Genomic DNA, 16,729 nt, shown 5'->3' with positions numbered 1-16,729 from the left:
CCGACTGCTTACGTGTCGATCGAGGAACTGTGGATTACTTCCGCAGGACCTTGGTGCGCAGAACCGACTCGTTGAGCTTCAGCTGACGGTCGAGCTCCGTGACCGTCTTGGGCTCGGCGTTGAGATCGACGACGGCATAGATGCCTTCGTTGTGCTTCAAGATCTCGTAGGCGAGACGGCGCTTGCCCCAGATGTCGACATTGTCCACCTTGCCGCCGTCGTTACGGACAACGTTGAGGAAGGTATCCAGTGAGGGTGCAACGGTGCGCTCGTCCAGATTCGGATCGAGAATGACCATCAATTCGTAGTGACGCATAAGACCACATCACCTCCTATGGGCTAGTTCGGCCACGGACTGTCCGTGGCAGGAGGGTCGCCTGCGTCGGCAACCGCTCCAAGATACACGACGTACCCCTGACCAGCGAAATCGCCATCCGCAACCGCGACGGTTTCCGTCATCCGCGACGGCGATCCTGGGGCGCGGATGACGGGAACGGTCGCGGCTGCGGATAGGGGTCGGGGATAGGGGGTCGGGGAGTGGGCGTGTGACCACTTAGTCTGTAGCGCATGTCCGACGTCCGCCGAGCGCCATCGCGGGCGTCACGTATCTCCACCACCATGGCCGGCCGTGGCCAGATGGCCGTGGTCCTGCTGACCTCGCTGCTCACCACCTGTCTGTGCATGTTCTGGAGCTATTCGGCCAAGATCGTGTGTGGCGGGCCGCCGTTCCTCGCCGAGGGCCGGAGTTCGCATTGGCCGGTCGGTGACCCGAACGCAGTCATCCCCTGCTACTCGGACCTGATGTACCTGTGGGTCGGACGCGACATCAACAATCACGTGTTCCCGTTCATCCACGGGGGGATCACACCGGACGGCAAGCTGTTCGGCGGCGTCGTCGAATATCCGGTGTTGTCGGGCATGTTCATGTGGCTGGGCGCGATCGGCGCGCACACGGATACCGAGTTCTTCCAGCACTCGGTGTGGTTGCTCGTCCCGTTCGGCCTCGCGGTCACGGTGATGCTGGCGCTGATGACCCGCTGGTCGGTCCTCTGGTGGGCCGCGACCCCGCCACTGGTGCTCTACGCCTTCCACAACTGGGAACTGCCCGTGGTGGCGACCGCGGTCGGCGCGGTCGCGGTGATGGCCTGGGGTTCGACGATCAGTCCACGCACCGCCGAGCGACGCCTGTCCGTACGCACCGCCGCGATCCTCGCCGCGATCCTGCTCGGCATCGGGTTCTGCCTGAAGCTCTATCCCGGCTTCTTCGTGCTGCCGTTGGCGATCTACGTGCTCACCTATGGAACGGCGCCGGGCCGCGACGGCGAAGCCCCGATCCGCCGGACTCTCGACTGGGTCGGCGCGGTGTGGGTCGCGGCCGCGGCGACGCTCACGGTCATCGCGATCCAGCTGCCGTTCATGGTGCTCGGATTCGACGGGTGGAAGGCCGCTCTCTCGTTCCAGGGCAAACGGAAGTCCGACGTCGACACCAATTCGATCTGGTACTGGGGACTCCGTCACTTCACCGGCGGCCAGACCGACACCTACAACTCGCTGGTGGGCCTGCTGTCGCCGATCCTGATCGTCGCGGCGTTCGCGACGGCTGTCTACCTGGGCTGGCGGGTGTATCGCCGAGACGGGCTGTACCCGTGGATCGGGGTCTCGGCGTCGATGCTGGCCGGGTTCATGCTCTTCCACAAGGTGCACTCACCGCAGTACACGTTGTGGATCCTGCCGTTCTTCGTGCTGCTGAAGATCCGCTGGCCGGTCATCGTCGGCTATCTGGTCGCCGACTTCATCCTCGATACGACGATCTTCCGGTTGTTCGGCATCTACACGTCGGGGTCGCCGATGAAATGGTGGGTGATCACCGGGGTCAACGTCGGCGTGTGGGTGCACGCGGTGTTGTTGGCATACCTGCTCGTCGCGTTCGTCCGTGCGCCTCTCCGAGAACCGTTGGCGTCGTTCGGTCGTCGCCCGAGCTCGCCGGAACCCGAACTGGCCCTGGTCCGCTCATGAGCAGCTGGCTCGGCACCGAGACATTGTCGACCGAACGGGTAACCTTGCGGCCCTTGATGTTCGACGACGTCGACGCTCTCGCCCAGGTGGTGACGAACCCTGAGGCCTACCGGTGGACGACGGTACCCACAGACACCGATTCCGCCCTGTCGTGGATCGAGTCAGCGCTCGCCGACCCGTCACGTCGAGTGGCCTACGCCGTCGTCGACAACACCGACGGACGACTGGTCGGGTCAACGAGCTTCTATGACATCGATGCCGACAACCTCACCACCGCAATCGGATACACGTTCTACGCGGAGGACGCCCAGGGCACGGCGATCAATCCGACGGCGAAGTTCCTGCTGATGCGTCACGCATTCGAGGAGTGCGGAGCGGTACGGCTGGTGTGGCACACACACGAGAACAACGCACAGTCGCGGGCGGCGATCGCGAAGTTGGGCGCCACCTTCGAGGGATTGTTGCGCAAGCATCGCCGCTTCGCGGGGGGCTGGCGGACGACAGCACAGTACGCCCTCGTCGACGACGACTGGCCCGCGGCGAAACAGGTTTTACTGGAGCGGATCTCGTCCGAGGAGAGCTGACTCGGCGTCAGCCGCACTGGGCCTCGGATTCGACAAGGTCTGGCGGATCGAGTTTCGGCGAGTCGAGATCCTCGAGTTCGGCCGCCGTCGTCACGGCGCGCAGTCGTCGGAGGAACGCCTCTTCGTCGAGACCCTTCCGTCGCATCCACCCGGTGACCTCCGCATTGCATTTGCTGGCGTTGCACGATCGGCAGGCCGGCACGACGTTGAGCACGGTATACCTGCCGCCCACCGACAACGGCTGCACACAATCCCGTTGCAGCGGGGTGCCCGTTCGCCCGCAGTAGGCGCACCCGCCCCACGCCTCCTTGATCTCGAGCCATTGCTCGGGACTGAGGTCGTTGTCGGCGTTGCGCATCCGACGCTGTCGTTTGCGCCCGGCCCGCGCCCGCCTGGAATTGGTGCTCGCCATGTGCCGATCCTAGGCGGACTAGTGCGACCGGATGGTGAGGCACGACGCGAAGGGTGCCGTCGCCGGGATCTTGGTTGCTGTCGGCGGGATCTGCGTTGCTGTCGGCGGGGTTCCGGTTGCTGTCGGCGGGATCTTGGTTGCCGTCGGCGGGATCTGCGTTGCTGTCGGCGGGATTCAGGTTGCCGTCGGCGGGTAGGCGGGTTCGGTCGGCGGTCGGGCGGTGCGTGGGCGCGACGGGAAGGTGAGCCGGTCGGGTGCGCCGTCGAGGACGCCACCTGCCGGGTCGTCGAGCATGCCGGCGGGCCGCGCACGGATTCCGTCGCCCGAGCGTCTGCGAACGAGGTCGTCCTCGGGATGCCAGATCTGCCATAGCACGACGGCACACAGTGCGAGCACCATCGCGGCCCGCAGCAGGATCGCCGCCGTGAACCATTGCTCAGGTAGCCATCGTCGGTCGGGATCGAGGTACAACGTCATCCGCGGAATCCAGACCAGCGCGTCGACGACCATCCAGGCGAACAGGAGACGTGTGTGCGGGATGGCCAGCACCGCGAGCGGGACCAGCCACAGCGAGTACTGCGGGCTCCACACCTTGTTGACGAGGAGGAAGCCGGCGATCATCAGGAACGCCATCTGCGCGAGCCGTGGGCGTTGGGGTGCGCGCAATCCCACGGCACCGAGGCCGACGGCGACCACCACGACCAACCCCAGCGACACGAGGTTGAGCACGTCGAGGTTCCAGGTGAACCCGCCTGCGTCGCTGATGATGCGATACAGGCTGTCCTGCTCGGCGGCACGATCGCTGTTGTACCGGAAGAACTCCCACCATCCCTGCGGATACAAGATCAGGATCGGGAGGTTGACGGCCACCCACGTGAGCGCTGCCGCGGCCGCGGCAGCGGCGAACTCACGCACCCGGCCCGCGCGCAGACAGAGGATCAGCAACACCACCAGCAACAACACCGGATAGAGTTTCGCCGCGGTTCCGAGCCCGATGAAAACACCTGCCAACCAGGGTCTTCGGCGTGCCCAGCAGAGGATGGCGAGCGCCACCATCGCCATCGCGATCGCGTCGAAGTTGGTGAAGATGTGCACGATGACCAGCGGCGACAAGGCCGCCATCCAGGTCGCCCAGACACGGGTGCGTGCAGTGAGTGCGGTGGCCCAGATGGTCACCAGCCAGAACAGGGCGAGCCCCAGCGCGGCGAGGTCGAAGAACAGCACCACTTCCAGCGCGCCCGGCACCCCCCACCTCTGGTGCGCCGAATCCCATTGATGCGCAAGCCAGGCCACGCCGTACATGTACATACCGGTGACCACGGGGTACTCCATGTACCGCTTGACCTGCTGCCCGTCGGCGCCCTTCTCGAACCAATAGGTCCGATACGGGAGAGCGCCGTCGTCGAGCTTCTCGGCCCCGAAGAGCCCGATCACGTCCGAGTAGCAGAGGTTGGTGTACTGGCGTTGGTTGTCCCAGTCCAGGCGCAATTGTGTTCCGGCCGCGGAATTCCCGTCGGCGGGTGCCTGCTGGAGACAGGCGGCCTTGCCGAACCAGCCGAATGCCATGGCGCAGAGGGCGAGGAGGAACAGCACACGGATGGGCGTCCACAGCCAACTGCGGCCGATGGCCGCATGCCTGCCCACCGGTCCGCCGACCACCTCGGAGGCCTCACGTGCCACCACATCGGTGCGGCTCGGCAGGACCCGATCGGTGTCGATGCGCCGATCCACCGCGAGCGGGGCCGCCGCATCCCAGGATTCGGGCCCGTCCGGATCATGCCCGACGAGCACCGGATTCGCGTCCGGGGATTCCGGACCTGTCGAGTTCTGCTCCGCCACGGCGACTGTCGGCTCAGCCGACCGGAGGGGGCTCCGGAACGTCTCCACCGCCGGTATCGCCGCCGCCGGTATCGCCACCGGTGTCACCGCCACCGGTGGCGCCGCCGTCACCCGTGCCGCCACCGGAGTTGCCGCCACCCTGGCCGCTGTCGCCGCCACCCGGTGCCGCGTTACCCGGCAGCGGGATCGTCACGCCGGGGGCGAGCGTGATGCTGCCACCACCGCCACCACCGCCCGGGTATCGCTGAGACGGCCCTTCGTCGTCGCCGGTGCGCGGCGAGCGCGTCCGCGGCGAGTCGTCGTAGGTCACCGGTGGTGGCTCATAGGGCACACCTGCCTGACCGCCGACGGCCTCGGGTTCGGGGAACTGCTGGATGGGCTTGCCGTCGAGCGCGCCGTTCATCGTGGACTGCCAGATGTCGGACGAGAGCATGCTGCCGTAGATCGGCGAGCCGCTGTAGTTCTTGAGTGCGCTGCCGTTGTCGGTGCCGACCCAGACCGCGGTGGACAGCTGGGGCGTGTAGCCGACCATCCAGGCGTCCTTGTTCTGACCGGTGTCGCCGAGCTGCGCGGTTCCGGTCTTGGCGGCCGACGGCCGTGACCCGAGGCTCGGGTCGCTGAGGGAGTGTCCGTTCGAGTACGACGCGATCGGTTCGAGCGCGGCCGTCACGTTGTCGGCCACCTTGGCCGGGAAGACCCGCTCACCCTGGCTGGCCTGATGGTCGTAGAGGACCTCGCCGTCGGAGGTCTCCACCTTCTGCACGAAGTACGGATCGTGCTTGACACCCGACGCGGCGAGCGTCGCATAGGAGGACGCCATGTCGAGCACCCGCGACGGATACTGACCGAGTACCACGCCACCCTCGATGTTGCCGTCCTTGCCCTCCAGGGTCTGCTGGATGTTGCCGAAACTCTGCGCGACGCCTGCCTTGTGCGCGGCAGCCGCAACGGCCTTCGCCTGCCCGTCGAGATCCATCATCAAGCGGTAATAGACGGTGTTGAGCGACATCTTCATCGCGGTGGCGAGGTTGCACGATCCGCAGCTCTCGCCGTCGGAGTTCTCGACGGTCAGGCCGCCGGGCGCGTCGTAGGGCGCCGAGCTGTAGACCTTCGAGAGCGGGATGCCCTGCTCGAGCGCGGCGACCAGGGCGAAGACCTTGAACGACGATCCGGTCTGCAATCCGGCCTGGGCGTAGTCCCAGCCGTTGGCATCATTGCCACCGAAATAGCCACGGATGCCGCCGCTGCGCGGATCGACAGACACGACCGAGGTGCGCAGATTCGACGGCTCGCCCTTGAGCTTGTCATTCGCCGCCTCGACGGCGGACTTCTGCGCCTGCGGATTGATGGTCGTGGTGATCTTCAGGCCCTCGGTGCGGACCTGCTGCTCGGAGATGTTCAGTCTGCCGAGCTCGGCGAGCACCTGTTGCTTGATGAGGCCGTTCGAGCCGGGGGTGTCGTCGGACTGGGCCCGGGCGTTGGGCACCTTCGGGTACTTCATCGCGGCGCGATCGCTCGGTTTGATCGACCCGATCGCCACCATGCCGTCGAGCACATAGTTCCAGCGCGCCTCGGCCGCCTCGGGATTGATCTCCGGGTCGTAGTACGAGGGCGACCGGATGGCGGCGGCGAGGACCGCGGACTCCTCCGGTGTGAGGTTCTTGACGTCCTTGCGGAAGTAGGCCTGCGAGGCCGCGGACACTCCGTAGGCGCCGCGACCGAAGTAGATCGTGTTGAGGTAGGCGGCCATGATGTCTTCTTTGGACCACTCGTTCGACATCTTGGTCGCGAGCGCGAGTTCCTTGAACTTGCGTTCATAGCTGTGTTCATCACCGACGAGCGCGTTCTTCACGTACTGCTGGGTGATCGTCGAACCGCCGCCGGCCTCACCGCCGTTGCCGGTCACCTGACCGATCGCCGCGCGCGACAGCCCGCGGACCGAGAAGCCCGAGTTGCTGCGGAACTCGCGGTCCTCGGCAGCGATCACCGCATCCTGCATGGACTTGGGGACATCGGAGATCTTGACGTCGCTGCGGTTGCCCTCCGGCGGGACCACGCGGGCAAGGGTCTTGCCGTTGTCATAGGTGATCGTCGCGACCTGGTTCTGCTTGATGTCCCCGGGAGCGGGAACGGACGCACCGAAGTACGTCAGCATGAACGCCAGGATGCCGACCAGCGCGATCGCCGGGACGACGGCGCCGATGATCCCGAAGCCCCAGGCGAGCCGTTTGTGACGCCGGCGCACCGGGTCGTCGGCCTGCGCGCGCGGCGTCCGGCCGCCGCCGCGTGGGGCGGACGACGTTCCGCGTGTGCTGCTCATCGACCCACCTTCCTATCGTCGCGACCGACCAATTCAGCGCTCTTCACAGACCTTCTCCGTTGTTATTCGTGATCCCACTGTGACCCACGCAGACGTGTCCGGGCAAAATCCGTACATCCGGGGTCGATGGGCGATCCGCGGCAAGGCGGTCACCCGGCAGTTACTTCGCCACCCGTCGCGTGCGCGTGGAACGTGGCGGCAAACCCGTAACGTACGACTGCACGAGATGGTTCCAACTGCACGTCCGGCACACCTCGACCACGTGCACCGAGAACTCTTCGGCGGTGGCGGCGAGGCCGGCGATCTCGTCGTTGGTGCGGGCCGACCCCGACACCTGCCCGAGCTTCTCGCCGAACACCCAGGAAACGAGGGTGACCTGCTCTTTCCGGCAGATCGGGCAGAGCGCGTCGGATGGGCGGCCGTGGAACTTGGCCGCACGCAGCAGATACGGACTCGCGTCGCAGACGTCGGCCATGGCGGTCCGTCCGGAATGGACGTCGGACAGCCGTGACCTCCTCTGCAGGGCGTAGTCGACGATCTGGCGTTGCACGTGTTCAAGGGTACGTGGTCGATCAGGCAGCTGTCGGTGTGACGGTCATCCCGAAAGAGCGTGTCGAACTGATCGCCCACACGGTGCACCCGCTGTAGACGCGAGTTATATCGCTGCGATACATTGGTAATCACATCAGAGCGACGTGTCGAACGGGAAGGAGTGAGTACCGATGTTGGAGCTCGCGATTCTCGGATTACTCCTCGAGTCCCCGATGCACGGCTATGAGCTGCGGAAACGCCTCACCGGGCTGCTCGGTGCGTTTCGCGCGTTCTCCTATGGATCGCTCTATCCGACACTGCGTCGCATGCAGGCCGACGGCATCATCGACGAGGCAACGGCGCCGACCGGGGTGAAGGTGCGCCGCGGCCGTCGCGTCTATCAGCTCACCGACGTCGGCCGGGAGCGGTTCAGCGAGCTGGTCGCCGACACCGGACCGCAGAACTACACCGACGACGGATTCGGCGTGCACCTCGCGTTCTTCAGCCGGACACCGGCCGTCGCGAGAATGCGAATCCTGGAAGGTCGTCGCCGCCAGGTCGAGGAGCGTCGCGAGGGTCTCCGGGAGATCGTCGGCCGTTCCAATCGGGCCGTCGACCGCTACACCCGCCAGCTCCATCAGCTCAGCCTCGAATCCAGTGAGCGCGAGGTGCGCTGGCTGAACGAGCTGATCGCGGCGGAGGCTTCGGAGAACGAGGCCGACGCCGTAAACCGACGGGACCCGCTCACGGACACCGTCGACAGTGACTTCCATGTTGCGGGCTCAGAGCAGAGCCGCGACGTGGGGCAAGAAGAAACCGAACACCAGAGAACACCGGTGGCGCAGCGATCTGCGACGCCCCGAGTAGAAGGAGAACCCGACCATGGGTGAGCCAAATAAGGTGCGCGTGGCCATTGTGGGCGTAGGAAACTGCGCTTCATCCCTGGTCCAGGGCGTGCAGTATTACAAGGACGCCGACGAGAATGCCAACGTGCCCGGCCTGATGCACGTGAAGTTCGGCCAGTACCACGTGAGCGACGTCGAGTTCGTCGCCGCATTCGACGTCGACGCCAAGAAGGTCGGCTTCGACCTCTCCGACGCGATCTTCGCGAGCGAGAACAACACCATCAAGATCGCCGACGTCCCGCCGACCGGCGTGACCGTCCAGCGCGGTCAGACCCTCGACGGCCTCGGCAAGTACTACCGCGAGACCATCACCGAGGCCGATGGCAGCGGCGTCGACGTCGTGCAGACACTCAAGGACGCCGAGGTCGACGTGCTGGTCTCCTACCTCCCGGTGGGCTCCGACCAGGCCGACAAGTTCTACGCACAGTGCGCCATCGACGCGAACGTCGCGTTCGTCAACGCCCTGCCGGTGTTCATCGCCTCCGACCCCGAGTGGGCCCAGAAGTTCACCGACGCCGGTGTCCCGATCGTCGGCGACGACATCAAGAGCCAGGTCGGCGCCACCATCACCCACCGCGTCATGGCGAAACTGTTCGAGGATCGCGGCGTGACGCTGGACCGCACCTACCAGCTCAACGTCGGCGGCAACATGGACTTCAAGAACATGCTCGAGCGCGAGCGCCTGGAATCCAAGAAGGTCTCCAAGACCCAGGCTGTGACCTCCAACCTCACCGGCTCGCTGGCCGGCAAGATCGAGGACAAGAACGTCCACATCGGACCGTCGGATCACGTCGCGTGGCTCGACGACCGCAAGTGGGCCTACGTGCGCCTCGAGGGTCGCGCCTTCGGTGACGTGCCGCTGAACCTCGAGTACAAGCTCGAGGTGTGGGACTCCCCCAACTCGGCCGGCATCATCATCGACGCCGTGCGCGCCGCCAAGATCGCCAAGGACCGCGGCATCGGCGGCCCGATCCTCCCGGCCTCGGCCTACCTCATGAAGAGCCCGCCGAAGCAGCTCGCCGACGACGTCGCACGTCAGGAGCTCGAGACGTTCATCCACGGCTGATCACCGGCACTGATTCACTGAAATCGTCCCCGTGAGCTGGGTGCGAGGGCATATCCCCTCGGACGAAGCTCACGGGGACGATTTTCGTCGGCGCACACCCGCCGGCCGACGCTAGCCTGGGAGCATGCGGGTTCAACGCTGGGTGGCGACCGGATTCGGCGGTCTCGACGACTTCGCCTTCGTCGACGATGAACTGGGACCACCGGGTCCTGGTGAGGTCACCATCGGGGTTCGGGCGGCCGGAGTCAATCCCGCCGATCTCAAGCACGCGCAGCGCGGCACCGACCCCTCGCAGTTACCGCTCCCGGTCGGCTACGAGGTGTCCGGTCAGATCCTCGAGCTCGGCCCCGACACCGAGATCGCATCCGGTGGTGGCGCCGCCGGGGATGCGGTACTGGCCTTTCGGGTCCGGGGCGGCTATGCCACCGCACTCACCGTGCCGGCGGAGAAGGTGTTCGCAAAACCGGCGTCCCTCGACGAACCGGCCGCCGCCAATCTGCTGCTGGCCGGCTGCACCGCCGCCGATATGCTCCGCGCCGCGCGCGTGGAACGCGACGAGACCATCCTCCTGCACGCCGCGTCCGGCGCGGTCGGTGTCGCGGTGCTACAGCTCGCCAGGCTCCGCGGCATCACGGTGATCGGCACCGCGAGACCGGAGAACTTCGAGCGGGTCCGCGAGTTCGGCGGTGTCCCTGTGCAATACGGCCCCGGACTGGCCGGCCGGGTACGCGCCGCCACGCACCGTGGTATCGCGGCCGCTCTCGACGCCGCAGGCACCGATGAAGCCGTCGACACCTCGCTCGAACTGGTGGCGGATCGCTCCCGGATCGTCACGATCGTGTCTGCGCAGCGCGCCTCTGTCGACGGTTTCATCGCGCTGGGCGGAGGCCAGCCGGAGAGCCTCGAGTTCCGTGATGCGGTGCGCTCGTTCCTCGTACGGCTCGCCAGCGCAGGCGATCTGGTCGTGCCCGTGGCGTGCACCTTCCCACTCTCGGACGCGCGTGCCGCGCTCGAGTTCGTCAGCGGTGGCCATCCGGGTGGAAAGGTCGCGTTGATTCCCTGATCGGCATCGTCAGCTGATCTCGCCACTGTGCTGCAGCACGGTCTCCTTCGCCTCCTGCACATCCGACTCCCCCTCGGCCGCCAGTCGCGGGATGAGCCCGCCCGCGAGGACATCGGCGACCTGCCGAGGCGACAGACGGTGCCGAACCAGGAATTTCCTTCCCTTCGTGACATTCTCGATGGTCAGCTCGTCGCTCGACCCCAGACTGTTTCGAAGGCCGGACACCTTCAGGACGTCGTCCCGGTCGATCGCATCGTGATCGGCGGGATCGCCGAACTCGACTGCCAGCACACCGAAGTTCGCCAGATTCTGCCAATGGATGCGAGCGAAGGATTTCGCGATCACCATCCGGAGACCGAGATATCGGGGAGCGATTGCGGCGTGCTCTCGCGACGAACCCTGACCATAGTTCTCGCCACCCACGATGATGTGCCCGCCGGCAGCCGCCGCGGCGCGTTCGGGGTAGGTCTGGTCGACCTGAGTGAAGCTGAACTGGGCCAGCTTCGGGATGTTCGACCGGAAGGGCAGTGCCCGCGCACCGGCGGGCGAGATCTCGTCGGTGGAGATGTTGTCGCCGACGGTCAGCAACACGGGCGCCTCGATGACATCAGGCAAATCGTCGAGTTCAGGAAGGTCGGAGATATTGGGGCCCTTGACCGGTTCGACCTTCGCGGCGGCCTCCGCATCGATCGGCGCCACCAGCATGGCGGTGTTGATCGAACGCTCGCGCGGCAGGTCGAGTTGCGGATAGGTCATAACGACGTCGGCTGCCCAATCCCGCGGATCGGTGATCCGCCCGGTCAGCGCCGATGCCGCGGCGGTCTCGGGGGAGCACAGCCACACCGAGTCCTCCCGGGTTCCCGAGCGCCCGGGAAAGTTGCGCGGCATGGTGCGCAACGAGTTCCGGCCGGTCGCCGGCGCCTGCCCCATCCCGATACACCCCATACAGCCGGCCTGATGGATGCGTGCACCGCCGATCACGAGCTGCGTCGTCGAACCCATCTTGGTGAGGTCGGTGAGGATCTCGCGCGAGGTCGGGTTCACATCGAAGCTCACCTCCGACGCCGTCTGTCGTCCATCGACCATCGCTGCGGCGATGGCGAAATCCCGGAGCCCGGGATTCGCACTCGAGCCGATGACCACCTGGGAGATCTCCTCTCCCGCGACATCACGGACCGGCACCACGTTGCCCGGCGACGACGGCTTGGCGATCAGCGGCTCGATAGTGGACAGGTCGATGGTGTCGGTCAGGTCGTACTCGGCGCCGTCGTCGGCCAACAGTTCGGTCCAGTCGTCCTCGCGTCCCTCGGCACGCAGGAACTCGCGCACGGCGTCATCGCTCGGGAACACCGTTGTGGTGGCGCCGAGTTCGGCGCCCATGTTCGCGATGACGTGGCGGTCCATCGCGGTCAGGCCCTCAAGCCCGGGACCGTGGTACTCGATGATCCGGTTGACGCCGCCCTTCACGTCGTGGCGACGCAGCATCTCGAGGATCACATCCTTGGCCGAACACCACTGCGGCAACTCGCCTTCCAACCGGACGCCCCAGATCTCCGGCATCCGGATGTTGAGCGGATGTCCCGCGATCGCCAACGCGACCTCGAGTCCGCCGACGCCGATCGCGAGCATGCCCAGCGACCCGGCCGCCGGGGTGTGCGAGTCAGATCCGACCATCGTCTTGCCCGGCGCACCGAATCGCTGCATGTGGGTCGGATGCGAGACCCCGTTTCCGGGTTTGGAGAACCAGAGCCCGAATCGCTCGCAGGCCGTGCGCAGATACTCGTGATCTTCGGCGTTCTTCTCGTCGGTCTGGAGCAGGTTGTGGTCCACATACTGCACGCTGACCTCGGTTCGGGCCCGATCGAGGCCGAGTGCCTCGAGTTCCTGCATGACCAGGGTGCCGGTGGCGTCCTGCGTGAGGGTCTGATCGATCCGGATCGCGATCTCCTCACCGGCCGTCATCTCGCCACGCTCGAGGTGTGAACCGATCAGTTTGCGGGCGACGTTGTCGGGCATCACGCACTCCTCGCCGCAGGTCGTCCGCAGCGGCGACGTCTCCCGACAGCTCGGGTCCGAGCAGATGGGCTGTCGTCGAACCGTCGGTGGGGCCCGCCTCGGACCCGGCCGCTGCGACGCGATCTGACGTTGCGCTCGGACTGTCTCCATGGTTCCAGGCCTGGGCCGATCGTGCCAGGTGGGATTTGTGGTGTTTCTGGTGTCACTCGGCAGGAACCGCGGCCGACCCCTGAGGAGCCTCGCGAGGAACGAGCGATGCGTCACTAGGGGCCCTTCGAGACGCTCGCAAGCTCGCTCCTCAGGGAACGGGGACCGCTCGCAAGCTCGCTCCTCAGGGAACGGGAAGCTGTCGGCGGAGGCTCAGTCCTCGATCCGATTTCCCTTGTCGTCCCAGTGCGCGGCGACCTTCTTGCTCGGCTGGACGCGTGGCGGTTCGCCCGGCATCTTGGGGTAGCTCGGGGGATACGGCATGTCGCCGAGGCCGTTGGCGTCGTCGCGCTGCACCATCTCCAACAGCGGTTCCAGTCCGCGGCGGTGATCGGCGATGTCGGCCATCGGGTCTCCGCGCCGGGCAACGAGATCCGGAACCGTCGCGATGGTGCAGTCGTCGGGATTCACGTCGGCTAGCTCATCCCACGTGAGCGGTGTGGACACGCGTGCGTTGGGACTGCGGCGTGCCGAGTACGGCGAGGCCATCGTCCGGTCGCGGGCGTTCTGGTTGTAGTCGACGAAGATCCGCTCGCCGCGTTCTTCCTTCCACCACGACGGAGTGACCGCATCGGGATCGCGACGTTCCATCTCCCGGGCGAGGGCGATCACGGCCCGGCGACCGGCGATGAAGTCCCACTTCGGCTCGATGGGCACGTACACGTGGATGCCGCGGCCACCCGAGGTCTTCGGGAAACCCGTGTAGCCCAACTCATTCAACAGCGGCGCCAGGACCTCGGTCGCGATCCGGCGGACATCGTCGAAGTCGGTGCCGGGTTGCGGGTCGAGATCGATGCGCAACTGGTCGGGGTGATCGTTGTCGGGGTGGATGGTCGGCCAACTGTGGAAGGTGAACGTGCCCAGGTTGGCGCCCCACACGATGTCGGCGGGAACGGTCGGCTTGATCGCGTCACCCGTTCTGCCCGAAGGGAACACGATCCGGGTGGACTCGACGTGGTCGGGCCGCTTCTTCGCGATGTGCTTCTGATAGATCTCCTCCCCCTCGACCCCGTCGGGGAAGCGCTGCAAGAAGGTCGGCCGATCGCGTACCGCGGTCATGATCGCGCCCTGCAGTGCGATCTCGCGGTAATAGCCGACGAGATCCCTCTTGCGGCCGCCGTCCTCGCCGAGTTCCGGAAAGTAGATCTTGTCCGGATTGCTCATCCGCACGGCGACGCCGTCGACGTCGAGTTCCTCCGCGGGCGACCGGGATGCCATGTCAGGAGGCTCCTTCCAGCACATCGTGCAGGTCGTAGGTGAGCGGGACCTCGAGCTGGTCGTAGGTGCAGCTCTCCGGCTCGCGGTCGGGGCGCCATCGGATGAACTTCACGGTGTGCCGGAAGCGGTGGTTCTCCATCTGGTCATAGGCGACCTCGACCACGAGCTCCGGACGGATCGGAATCCACTCACCCGACTTCTCCGATCGCCACCGCGTCGGTTCGCCCGGGCTGGGTTTGTCCGGATCGGTGCGCATCGGTTCGAACATCTCCTGCAGTTCGATGCGCTTGGCATCCGAGAACGCGCCGGCCCCGCCGACCATCCGCATCTCGCCATCGGCGTAGAGCCCCAGCAGCATGGAGCCGAGTCCGGTGCCGCTCTTGTGCACGCGATAGCCGAAGACGACGCAGTCGGCGGTGCGCTTGTGCTTGACCTTGACCATCTCCCGCTTGCCTTCGACATATCGGCCGTCGAGCTTCTTGCCCACCACGCCGTCGAGACCGGCGCCCTCGAAGGCGGTGAACCAGTCGGTCGCCAGCGCCGGATCAGCGGTCACGCGGCTCACCCGCAGTCGCCGGTCGGCACCGACGGCCGGGTCGATCGCCTGCAGCAAGGCCTCACGACGTACCGGGAACGGCTCGCCCACAACGCTCGCCTTGCCCAGCGCGAGCGCGTCGAAACCGATGAAGATCGCCGGTGTCTTCTCCGCCAGCATCGTGACCCGCGATTGCGCGGGATGGATGCGCTGCGCCAGCGAGTCCCAGTCCAACCGATGCGTCTCGCCGATCAGCGCCGGCACCCCGATTTCGCCGTCCACCACTGCTTTCTCGGGCAGCTCGGCCTTGGCCGCCGCGACGAGTTCCGGGAAGTAGCGCGCCAGATCCTTGCCGCCGCGCGAACCGATGGCGACCTCGTCACCATCGCGAAAGATCAACGCACGAAAGCCATCCCACTTGGGTTCGTACGACCACACCGGATCGCCGTCGGGCTGGTCGGGAACCGACGTGACGGCTTTGGCGAGCATCGGCGCGATCGGTGGCATTACCGGGAGGTCCACGGATCTCATGGTACGTGCGGAGCGGTCTCGACATGCCTGACTCGCTACGCTCGCCGAGCTGCTCGACCAGCGGGGCCGGCGGGGACAGTAGTGTCTTGCGCAATGGACCAGGGAGACACCTTCCGGCCGGCGGGACGGTACGCGCCGTCGCCGTCCGGTGACCTGCACCTCGGCAACCTTCGAACCGCCGTGTTGGCCTGGTTGTTCGCCCGGACCACTGGTCGCTCGTTCTTCATCCGGATGGAGGATCTGGACCGCACCGCCGTCGGCGCCGATCGTCGGCAACTCGCCGATCTGACAGCTCTGGGGATGGATTGGGACCCACCCGTGGTCTACCAGTCGACGCGCCTCGCCACTTATCAGTCGGTGATCGACGGGCTCCGAGACCGCGGGTGTACCTTCGAGTGCTTCTGCACCCGCCGCGAGATCCTCGAGGCGCCGTCGGCGCCGCATGCTCCGCAGGGCGCGTATCCCGGCACCTGTCGCGACCTCACCGATGCCGAGCGAGCCGAACGTCGCGCCACGGGTCGTCCGCCGGCGATCCGCCTGCGCACCGACGCCGAGCTGTTCAGCGTGTCCGATCTGCTGCACGGCAGCTACGCGGGCGTGGTCGACGACTTCGTCATCCAACGCAACGACGGCACACCCGCCTACAACCTCGCCGTCGTCGTCGACGACGCGGCGCAAGGCGTCGATCAGGTGGTCCGCGGCGACGATCTCCTCTCGTCCGCGCCTCGCCAGGCCTACCTCGCATCGCTGCTGGGACACACACCTCCGACCTATGCCCACGTACCGATGGTGCTCAATCCCGATCACGTTCGACTGAGCAAACGCGATGGCGCGGTCACCATCGCCGACCTCGCCGAGCGCGAAGTGACTGCGGCACAGGTGCTCTCGCACATCGCGCAGTCGTTGTGGCTTGCCGATCGTGGCGAGGTGGTCGACATCGCGATGCTGAGCGAGCGATTCCGTCCCGATGCACTGCCTCGCGAGCCGTGGATTCTGATGGCTGATGAGTGCGAGTGATTAGAGGATTGCTCGACGTCGGAACTGTCGGAGTCTGTCGGTAGAATCGGAAGGTTGTCCGCCGCAGATTTCTGTCGAAACAAACTGCGGCACAGAAGTTTTCCTTGACTCGAACACATGTTCGAGCCATACTGGATGGCATGGGGGAGATCAGCTCGATCATTGCTTGTGCGCGTGAGGTCACCGTCGCCGATGCGGCGTCGGGGCGGCAGGTGTTCGACGCCACCAAGGCGTTGCTGGAACTGCGCAATATTGTCGATCACCTGTTGGCGGCGCATGCCAGTGCGTTGGATCGATTGGGGGTCGCACCACAGTCCGGCGGCACGACGCGCAACCTGCTGATCGAGATGGGTGCCGCACCCGGCGTCGCGTCACGCTGGTTGCGGATCGGTACAGCACTGGCGTCCCTGCAACGACTGCCGGGCTACGCAGGAGATGGGGTGTTCTCCGGTGAGCATGTCGATGCGAT

The 16,729-nt window shown here is 66.1% G+C and carries 14 protein-coding genes and 1 pseudogene; 7 read left to right on the top strand and 8 right to left on the bottom strand.

Annotated features, from left to right (window positions below; genetic code table 11):
• Positions 1-34: 34 nt before the first annotated feature.
• Positions 35-316: a 30S ribosomal protein S6 gene (gene rpsF / locus ACLQ3I_RS21165; RefSeq protein WP_425792942.1), complete on the bottom strand. Its 282-nt coding sequence runs from the start codon at positions 314-316 to the stop codon at positions 35-37.
• 251 nt (positions 317-567) lie between these two features.
• Between rpsF and ACLQ3I_RS21160 the strand changes: the two genes are divergently transcribed.
• Positions 568-2,016 (top strand): hypothetical protein, encoded by a 1,449-nt coding sequence (locus tag ACLQ3I_RS21160; protein WP_425804494.1) that lies wholly within the window; start codon positions 568-570, stop codon positions 2,014-2,016.
• A complete protein-coding gene (locus tag ACLQ3I_RS21155; protein WP_425804491.1) occupies positions 2,013-2,600 on the top strand; it encodes a GNAT family N-acetyltransferase in 588 nt (195 codons plus the stop codon). Before ACLQ3I_RS21160 ends, ACLQ3I_RS21155 begins: the two co-directional genes overlap by 4 nt.
• Positions 2,601-2,607: 7 nt before the next feature.
• Here ACLQ3I_RS21155 and ACLQ3I_RS21150 read toward each other — a convergent pair whose 3' ends face one another.
• The 4 genes from ACLQ3I_RS21150 to ACLQ3I_RS21135 form a co-directional block, all read right to left on the bottom strand.
• Complete coding sequence (locus ACLQ3I_RS21150; RefSeq protein WP_425792945.1) at positions 2,608-3,012, bottom strand: HNH endonuclease; 405 nt, start codon at positions 3,010-3,012, stop codon at positions 2,608-2,610.
• Positions 3,013-3,186: 174 nt separating this feature from the next.
• Positions 3,187-4,803, bottom strand: a complete 1,617-nt coding sequence (locus ACLQ3I_RS21145) for a glycosyltransferase family 87 protein (RefSeq protein ID WP_425804672.1) — start codon at positions 4,801-4,803, stop codon at positions 3,187-3,189.
• 61 nt (positions 4,804-4,864) lie between these two features.
• Entirely contained in the window at positions 4,865-7,171 is a 2,307-nt protein-coding gene (locus tag ACLQ3I_RS21140) for a transglycosylase domain-containing protein (RefSeq protein ID WP_425804488.1), read from the bottom strand.
• Positions 7,172-7,331: 160 nt separating this feature from the next.
• On the bottom strand, positions 7,332-7,721 hold the full coding sequence (locus ACLQ3I_RS21135; protein WP_190266931.1) for a DUF5318 family protein: 390 nt from the start codon (positions 7,719-7,721) through the stop codon (positions 7,332-7,334).
• A 172-nt stretch (positions 7,722-7,893) separates the two neighbouring features.
• On the opposite strand from ACLQ3I_RS21135, the gene ACLQ3I_RS21130 reads away from it, so the two are divergent.
• The 3 genes from ACLQ3I_RS21130 (at position 7,894) to ACLQ3I_RS21120 (ending at position 10,736) form a co-directional block, all read left to right on the top strand.
• Positions 7,894-8,592 carry a PadR family transcriptional regulator gene (locus tag ACLQ3I_RS21130; RefSeq protein ID WP_425792948.1) on the top strand — a complete coding sequence of 233 codons (699 nt, stop codon included), beginning with the start codon at positions 7,894-7,896 and terminating at the stop codon, positions 8,590-8,592.
• Positions 8,585-9,673, top strand: coding sequence for an inositol-3-phosphate synthase (locus ACLQ3I_RS21125; RefSeq protein WP_425792949.1), 1,089 nt, complete (start codon positions 8,585-8,587; stop codon positions 9,671-9,673). The genes ACLQ3I_RS21130 and ACLQ3I_RS21125 overlap by 8 nt, the downstream gene beginning before the upstream one ends.
• 124 nt (positions 9,674-9,797) lie before the next feature.
• Positions 9,798-10,736, top strand: coding sequence for an NADP-dependent oxidoreductase (locus ACLQ3I_RS21120; RefSeq protein WP_425804485.1), 939 nt, complete (start codon positions 9,798-9,800; stop codon positions 10,734-10,736).
• Between the two features lie 9 nt (positions 10,737-10,745).
• On the opposite strand, the gene ACLQ3I_RS21115 is transcribed toward ACLQ3I_RS21120, so the two are convergent.
• The 3 genes from ACLQ3I_RS21115 to ACLQ3I_RS21105 form a co-directional block, all read right to left on the bottom strand.
• Entirely contained in the window at positions 10,746-12,752 is a 2,007-nt protein-coding gene (locus ACLQ3I_RS21115) for an aconitate hydratase (RefSeq protein ID WP_425804482.1), read from the bottom strand.
• A 360-nt stretch (positions 12,753-13,112) separates the two neighbouring features.
• A complete protein-coding gene (locus ACLQ3I_RS21110) occupies positions 13,113-14,177 on the bottom strand; it encodes a DNA polymerase domain-containing protein (protein WP_425792952.1) in 1,065 nt (354 codons plus the stop codon).
• Position 14,178: 1 nt separating this feature from the next.
• Positions 14,179-15,234: an ATP-dependent DNA ligase gene (locus tag ACLQ3I_RS21105; protein WP_425792953.1), complete on the bottom strand. Its 1,056-nt coding sequence runs from the start codon at positions 15,232-15,234 to the stop codon at positions 14,179-14,181.
• A 102-nt stretch (positions 15,235-15,336) separates the two neighbouring features.
• Between ACLQ3I_RS21105 and gluQRS the strand changes: the two genes are divergently transcribed.
• Both gluQRS and ACLQ3I_RS21095 read left to right on the top strand, forming a co-directional pair.
• Positions 15,337-16,260, top strand: a complete 924-nt coding sequence (gluQRS, locus tag ACLQ3I_RS21100; RefSeq protein ID WP_425804479.1) for a tRNA glutamyl-Q(34) synthetase GluQRS — start codon at positions 15,337-15,339, stop codon at positions 16,258-16,260.
• A gap of 140 nt (positions 16,261-16,400) precedes the next feature.
• A pseudogene (locus ACLQ3I_RS21095) lies at positions 16,401-16,729 on the top strand (HNH endonuclease); the annotation flags it as partial.

Origin of the sequence: Gordonia sp. DT101 (genome assembly GCF_049844895.1) — a bacterium.
Taxonomy (GTDB): domain Bacteria; phylum Actinomycetota; class Actinomycetes; order Mycobacteriales; family Mycobacteriaceae; genus Gordonia.
Note: the sequence above shows the minus strand (reverse complement) of the source record. Positions and strands in the feature narration are given on the sequence as shown.

Bases quoted from the DNA above. Each gene is read 5' to 3' on its own strand.
- ACLQ3I_RS21120 (WP_425804485.1), top strand. From the start codon at position 9,798: ATGCGGGTTCAACGCTGGGTGGCGACCGGATTCGGCGGTCTCGACGAC.
- ACLQ3I_RS21115 (WP_425804482.1), bottom strand. From the start codon at position 12,752: ATGCCCGACAACGTCGCCCGCAAACTGATCGGTTCACACCTCGAGCGT.
- gluQRS (WP_425804479.1), top strand. From the start codon at position 15,337: ATGGACCAGGGAGACACCTTCCGGCCGGCGGGACGGTACGCGCCGTCG.
- ACLQ3I_RS21155 (WP_425804491.1), top strand. From the start codon at position 2,013: ATGAGCAGCTGGCTCGGCACCGAGACATTGTCGACCGAACGGGTAACC.
- ACLQ3I_RS21150 (WP_425792945.1), bottom strand. From the start codon at position 3,012: ATGGCGAGCACCAATTCCAGGCGGGCGCGGGCCGGGCGCAAACGACAG.
- ACLQ3I_RS21125 (WP_425792949.1), top strand. From the start codon at position 8,585: ATGGGTGAGCCAAATAAGGTGCGCGTGGCCATTGTGGGCGTAGGAAAC.
- ACLQ3I_RS21160 (WP_425804494.1), top strand. From the start codon at position 568: ATGTCCGACGTCCGCCGAGCGCCATCGCGGGCGTCACGTATCTCCACC.
- ACLQ3I_RS21130 (WP_425792948.1), top strand. From the start codon at position 7,894: ATGTTGGAGCTCGCGATTCTCGGATTACTCCTCGAGTCCCCGATGCAC.
- rpsF (WP_425792942.1), bottom strand. From the start codon at position 316: ATGCGTCACTACGAATTGATGGTCATTCTCGATCCGAATCTGGACGAG.
- ACLQ3I_RS21140 (WP_425804488.1), bottom strand. From the start codon at position 7,171: ATGAGCAGCACACGCGGAACGTCGTCCGCCCCACGCGGCGGCGGCCGG.
- ACLQ3I_RS21110 (WP_425792952.1), bottom strand. From the start codon at position 14,177: ATGGCATCCCGGTCGCCCGCGGAGGAACTCGACGTCGACGGCGTCGCC.